Here is a 6,722-nt window from a genome sequence, read left to right on the forward strand (position 1 = left end):
CTTAAATTTTTAATTTAAGGAGCCAGTTGGTCTTTAGCCAAGTGGTAGTTCACATCTATTAAATACTGAGGAATATGCTTGGAAATGATTAGATTTGAATACTGATACTACTGCGAAGTATATGTATGTTCTGAGTATAGTTGGTATTATCTTCTATTTTATTTTCGTCTGATTTATAATCGTTAATAATGACGTTTATTGCTCAGGAAAAACACATTGTCAGTTAATTCTATGTTAATTTCATTTACATAGTTCTGGATCAACAACCTTCTCTTTTTTTTTAGATATTGATATTAATTCAATCAAACTCATTAATTTCATTAATTGGTTTTGTTCTATCAGGCTTTTTTTTAATATCAAAGATAGTGATATATTACTTCAAGTTATGTTATATATTTTTCAATCGTATATAGGAGTGTGAATAAAATACAGGTGGAATAATAATGTATGGAATTGCACTGGATTTGGGAACAAGCGGAATCAGGGCGCAACTCATTGACCTTGATACAAAGGAAACAATTAAAACCGTATTAACAATGAGACATCCTTTGCCAGGAGGCAATGTTATAGACCAGCTGGATTTTGCTATTCAGCTTGGGGAAGACACTGCAACCGAAATAATACAAAACACTGTTAAAGAGATCATAAACAATTTCAATGTAGACACTATCGAGATTGAAAAGTTGGCTGTGTGTGGTAACCCAATCCAGCTTTCATTGTTCCAGGATACAGAAATAAGAGACCTTGCCTATGCAGGTGAATCCATGCAAAGGGAGCTTGGTGTTGAAAATGTACAGCGTGACGCAAGAGTTGTTTCTGCAAACGAAGTATTCATGGACATTGACCTTCCAAATTGTACTGTTATCATACCGCCAGCCATAGAGCATGAAGTAGGAGCAGATGCGCTTGCAATGATGATTAAGACCGGTTTCATTGACCAAACCGAACCATCTATTGTAACTGATTATGGAACCAATGCAGAAATGGCTCTTAAGGTGGGTGACAAAATCATTACAGGCAGTGCTGCAGCAGGTCCTTCGATAGAAGGTCAGGGTATAAATTGTGGAATGCTTGCAAGTCCTGGTGCGATATCAGATATAGATCCAGAAGGAGATTACTGGAGACTTACAGTACTTGACGATGATATGTCCGAAAGGAAAGGTGACCTTATAGACCCGGTTACAGGTGAAGTAATCGAAGAATCTGATATCAAGGCAATTGGTATTACAGGTACAGGGATGATATCATTACTATCTGTAGCACTTGACACAGGATTAATAAAAAACATTCCTAATTTGCCAAACGGTAGGTTAATTCTGGGAGATAGTCTTAAAATAACCGAGGAAGATATAAAGGAAGCAGGAAAGGCTGTCGGAGCTATAAGGGCTGCACATCTTACCATGTTACTGGAAGCGGACTTGAATTTTGAAGACCTTAAAAATATGTACATGACTGGTGCATCAGGTACTTATGTGGATGCTGACAAAGCAAGGAAACTGGGAATCTGTCCAGGTTCAGCAAAGAATATAGTCCAGTTCGGTAATACATCCATTTCATTGGCAAGAGACCTGATACTGGATGAATCAAAATTAGATGATGTAATTAATTTTGCACAGAAAATAAAAACCGACCATCTAATGATGGCAAAAAGTGAAACATTCAAATTGATATATTCGTGTGAATTTGCATACTGGACTCAGGGTATGCCCTTGGAAATGTACAACCAGATGCTTAAAAGTTTCAACATGCAGGGTCTTCCGGAATTGGCAGAAAACCCAAAAATTGGAAAACAGGTTGTAAAAGATATCAGTGACGCAGGTAAGTACGGTGTAACGGTATTGAAAGATCTGGGAATTGTTATTGAAAGACCGATTAAAAACTGCAACTTATGTCACATATGTGAAAAGGAATGTCCTGAAGAAGCATTAAAAATAATCCGTCATGATGGAGATATATACCAGGTACATGATAGCCAGAGATGTCTGGGGGTTAGCTGTAAACGCTGTGTAGATATATGTCCCACGAAAGCGATACAATTTAGAAATATCAAGGTATTGAATGTCCATGAATCATCATTGGTTAGTGAATCTGTATGATACTTTTATTTCCTCTCCATCTAATAACATAACTGTTTTATTCAATAATCTATCAAATAAACACTTGGTGAATGTATGAGAGTTATAATAATTGGTGGATTTCTTGGAAGTGGAAAAACAACCACACTTCTCAACTTGGGCAAACATTTGACAGATAATGGTCAAAAAGTTGCTATTATAGTCAATGAAATAGGTGAAATCGGTATTGATGGGGATACAATTACCAATTCCGGAATGATAACAAAGGAAATAACAAACGGATGTATCTGCTGTACTCTTAAAATCAATATGGAATATACACTGGAAAACTTGTATAATGAATTTGGTCCTGATACAGTAATTATAGAACCTACAGGTCTTGCGTTCCCAAACCAGATAAAACATGATCTTGAAAACATGAATATCGGTAATCTCTCTTTTGCACCAATTGTTACCCTTGTCGATGGTAGTAGATTCAAAGCAGAAGTAAATCAAATACCTAAATTTGTATTAAGCCAGATAGAAGAAGCCGATATTCTGGGTATAAACAAAAATGATATAGCTGATACTGAAAATTTAAACAATACCCGGAATTTTTTAAAAGACAAAAATCCGGAAGCCAAAATCATAGACTTTTCAGCCAAGTATAAAGACGAGAAATTCCGGGATTTCATAGATCATCTGGATGGAAGCGGCAGAGAAAGTGGTGCATCTGAATACAAAAATTCAATCAGTATGTCCGAAGTTTCAATGTACTCCGGTGAATTTGCTATATTTTCAAAAAACCTAACATTTGAGTTATCTGAACAAATCCTTCGTAACATAGCTCAGGATATACGCTATAGGGTGCTGAGCAGAAGTCCTGAATTTATAGGACACATCAAAACCTCTATGGGATTCGCGGATACCAGGATAAAAACAAGTATAACCTCATCCAAGGAAGACCCACATGTCGAAAAATCCGTAATTGAAGACGATACAGCAGTTCTTCCTAAATTAAAATTCCTGGCTGCAATAACAGGAATACCGGAAAACGAGTTAACAGAGATTGTCAAAAGTACAATTTCGGAAAATCTGAAAAATGAAAGTATAAAATTTGAAGAAAAAAGTACTCATTGCCATTCTCAAAATTATATAGACCTTATGGATTCAAGTATTAATTGATATACAAGGTGATTGAAATGACAGAAGTAACTGTAAATTCAAGGATATGCGGATTTACACATAAAATAAAAGGTAAAATGGAAGGAGATAAAGTTATCGTTGATATTGATACACCCTGTGAAAAAATCAAAGAATTTTCTCATATAGAAGTACCCATGATGGATTTATTTGATATTAAAGATAACAGTGTCATGCAAAAGGCAAAAGAGGCAGACTGCACATCAATTTGTCTTGTTCCATGTGGTGTGATGCACGTATGCAGAATTGAAGCCGGTTTACTGTCAAAAACACTGGCACAAAATGTTGGAAGCGTAGATATATCTTTTGAGTGAACTATTACCTGGCTAAAAACATCAGGATTTATTACCTTCAATTTTTTTTATAAAAAAATAAAAACACGACCTTTAAGGTCGCTTCCTGAATCATTTTTCCATATTATAGGCATCAATTAATGGTTCTATCGCCCTTTTCTCCTCAATTTCGATGAGAGCAATCGTTGCAGGTTTTTTGAGTTGTTCATCATCTAAAGCTTTGATAAGAGGCTGTACTGAAGGTTTGCCTATTTTCACTAATGCTTTGGTTGCATGGTCTCTCACTTCAGGATTATCTGACTCTAGGGAATCTATCAGCGGTTCTACTGCAGGTTCACCTATTCTGACAAGAGCTTCGGTAGCAGCATTTCTCATATTTTCGTCGCTATCATCCAAGGTATTGACAAGGGGTTTGACTGCTTTTTTATTACCGATTATTCCCAGTACTTCTGCAGCGTATTTCTTGACATCACGATCGTTATCGTTTAATCTTTGAATTAATGGTGTAACCGCTTTTTCACTTCCGATTTTACCAAGCGCAATCACTGCATTTCTTCTGAGCTCGCTGTCTGCATCACTCAGACATTCTATTAATGGTTCTACGGCTTCATCATTTCTGATTTCGCCGAGAGCATATACTGCAGCACTTTTTACATCTCTATCATTTTCATTCTCTAGCAGTATAATAAGGGATTTAACAGCTCTTTCGTCACCGATTTCTCCAAGAGCAATTGCAGAGTACCAGCGTGTTTCTTTGTAATCATCATCCACCATTTTTAGTAGCGATGGAACTGCACCTGAATCACCGATTTTACCCAGGGCCAGAGCAGCGCTGCTTTTAACCTGGTCTTCTTCATCACTATCTGTTAAAACCCTTGCAAGATATTTAACAGTTTCATTGTCTCCGATTTTACCCAGTGCCAGAGCAGCGTTACTCCTTACATTTTCATGTTCATCATGCAACATTGCTCTTATAAGGTATTCTTCTGCATTTTCATCACCGATTTCACCAAGTGTGTAGGCAGAGATTGCTCTGATTTCATGGTTGTCTTTAAACATTACTTCTGCAAGGGGTTTTACTGCTTTGCTGTCACCGACTTCTCTCAGAGCCATAATTGCACTGATTCTAACATATCCTTTTTTATCTTTAAGAGCCTTTATAAGTTCATCCTGTGCATTCCTGCTGTTTATATCTACACCTGCAACTGATGCACAACTTCTGTTAGGCTTATCCATATATTTAAGAGCCTTTGCTAATGATTGTTCCTCCTCACCGTCGATGTCGTCCAGTGCATTTGCTGCGTTTGATATTGAATTTTTATTTTCCTGTTTATAGGCTTCAGCAAGGAGATTTATATTATCGTCCAGATTATTCTTTAAAGAATTAGTGTTAAGGTTGTATGCGTTTTTATTGTCATTAAATGACTGTGTAAGGGGTTCTACTGCCTTTTTGTCGCCGATTTGAATAAGAGCTAGTTGTAGGTATTTTTCCGTTTCTTTATCACTATTGTTATTCAATGTGTCAATTAATGGATCTACAGCTGGTTTTCCAATTTTGCTTAAAGCATCTGCCGTACTGATTTTTACATCCCTGCTGTCAGCATCCAATGTATCGATAAGCGGGTCGATGCTACTCTCATTTTCAATTTTTCCAAGGATGTTTATGACATTGGTCTTTGTCGTTTCACTATTTCTTTTGTTCAAAGCCTGTATAAGTGAATCTACAGACGGGTCTCCAATTTCAACAAGTAAATCAGACGCAGTATTTGCAACATTACTGTTCCTGTTATCTAGTTCCGCTATCAGAGGTTCAGCCGCAGGTTCACCGATTTCAAGTATTGCATCAGCAGAACTTTTTCTGACCTTTTCGCTTTCATCATTCAAAGCTTTAACAAGGGGTTGTGCAGCTCTTTTATCTTCTATATCACCAAGAATCTTGGCAGCACTGCTTCTTACATTTTTATCTTTGTCATTTAACAGAATATTTGTTAAGGGGTCGACTGCCCTTTCATCCTTGATATCACCGAATACTTTAACGACTTGATACCTCACATTATCATCAGGGTCGTTTATTAGAGCATTAATAAGCGGTTCTGCTCCTCTTTTATCACCAATATTACCCAGAGCTTTTGCAGCACTTTCTCGTACATCGCTGCTTTCATCATTTAGCAGTACATCAGACAAGGGCTTTACAGCACTTCTATCTTTAATTTTCCCAAGGGCAATGGAGGATTTGCTTCTAACATCTTCATCCGGATCATTCAATAATGCTTCTATTAGTGGTTCAACTGCTCTTTTATCACCAATATTACCCAGAGCTTTTGCAGCACTTTCTCGTACATCGCTGCTTTCATCATTTAGCAAACTGTTGGATACTGGTTCTACTGTATCTTTGTCCTTGCTTTCTCCAATAGCTTTTACAGTGTATTCTCTTACATTTTCGTTCTGATTATCGAGCTCATAGAGTAATTGGTCAGTTGCATGGTTTCCGATTTTTCCGAGCGCATCAACGGCTGCGATTCTAACATATACACTATCGTCTTCAAACGCTTTAATCAGAGGTTCTATTGCTTTCTGATTCCTTTCATCACCAAGTGCATTTGCGGCATTGATTCTTGTATCTTCATCAGTACTATTTAACAAATCTTCGATAAGAGTATCGGTTGTTTTGTCGTTTCTGAAATTGCTGAACGCTCCTGCGATGTTAAACTGCATTCCACTGTTATCCTCAGTGGATAATTTATTATCGGACTGATTTTTGCTGTTTATTTCCTGATTTCCAGAATTATCGATTTCATCTTTACTTACTGGATTTATATTGTTGTTTTCATGGCTGTTGGCACTGTCTATGCTTCCTATAGTCAGATTCAACAGTATAATGAAAACTAATGAAAGAAATGTTAGACATTTACTTCTCATTGCTTATACCCCCCACTCCAATATTATGAATGTATTTAATCAAATAAATAAGTTATCTTTCTTATTATTTAAAGTTTAAATGGCTCTGTAGAAAACCTTTACGATAATTAAAACATTATGATTTACTATAGACCTGTGAATGTTATACAGGATCAATTTTGTTCTGACTTCTTTAACCTGGTTTCTATATTTTCTTGCTTTGACCTCTTCGCCGAACAACCTTTTTATGACAGAGAACACCGTTTCAACTAGA

General features: G+C 36.6%; 4 protein-coding genes. 3 read left to right on the forward strand and 1 reads right to left on the reverse strand.

All coding sequences use genetic code 11. From position 1 onward, the window contains the following. Positions 1 to 443: 443 nt before the first annotated feature. The 3 genes from ACLFMM_RS08540 (at position 444) to ACLFMM_RS08550 (ending at position 3,571) form a co-directional block, all read left to right on the forward strand. Positions 444 to 2,096 (forward strand): methylamine methyltransferase corrinoid protein reductive activase, encoded by a 1,653-nt coding sequence (locus tag ACLFMM_RS08540; RefSeq protein ID WP_410808312.1) that lies wholly within the window; start codon positions 444 to 446, stop codon positions 2,094 to 2,096. A 75-nt stretch (positions 2,097 to 2,171) separates the two neighbouring features. Continuing rightward, a complete protein-coding gene (locus ACLFMM_RS08545; protein ID WP_410808313.1) occupies positions 2,172 to 3,239 on the forward strand; it encodes a CobW family GTP-binding protein in 1,068 nt (355 codons plus the stop codon). Between the two features lie 17 nt (positions 3,240 to 3,256). Then, the gene (locus tag ACLFMM_RS08550; RefSeq protein ID WP_410808314.1) at positions 3,257 to 3,571 is read left to right on the forward strand and encodes a DUF6951 family protein; all 315 of its coding nucleotides are present in this window, start codon (positions 3,257 to 3,259) and stop codon (positions 3,569 to 3,571) included. A gap of 90 nt (positions 3,572 to 3,661) precedes the next feature. On the opposite strand, the gene ACLFMM_RS08555 is transcribed toward ACLFMM_RS08550, so the two are convergent. Then, complete coding sequence (locus ACLFMM_RS08555) at positions 3,662 to 6,469, reverse strand: HEAT repeat domain-containing protein (RefSeq protein WP_410808315.1); 2,808 nt, start codon at positions 6,467 to 6,469, stop codon at positions 3,662 to 3,664. Positions 6,470 to 6,722 lie beyond the last annotated feature (253 nt).

The organism is Methanohalobium sp. (genome assembly GCF_046546175.1).
In the GTDB taxonomy this organism is placed as follows: Archaea; Halobacteriota; Methanosarcinia; order Methanosarcinales; family Methanosarcinaceae; genus Methanohalobium.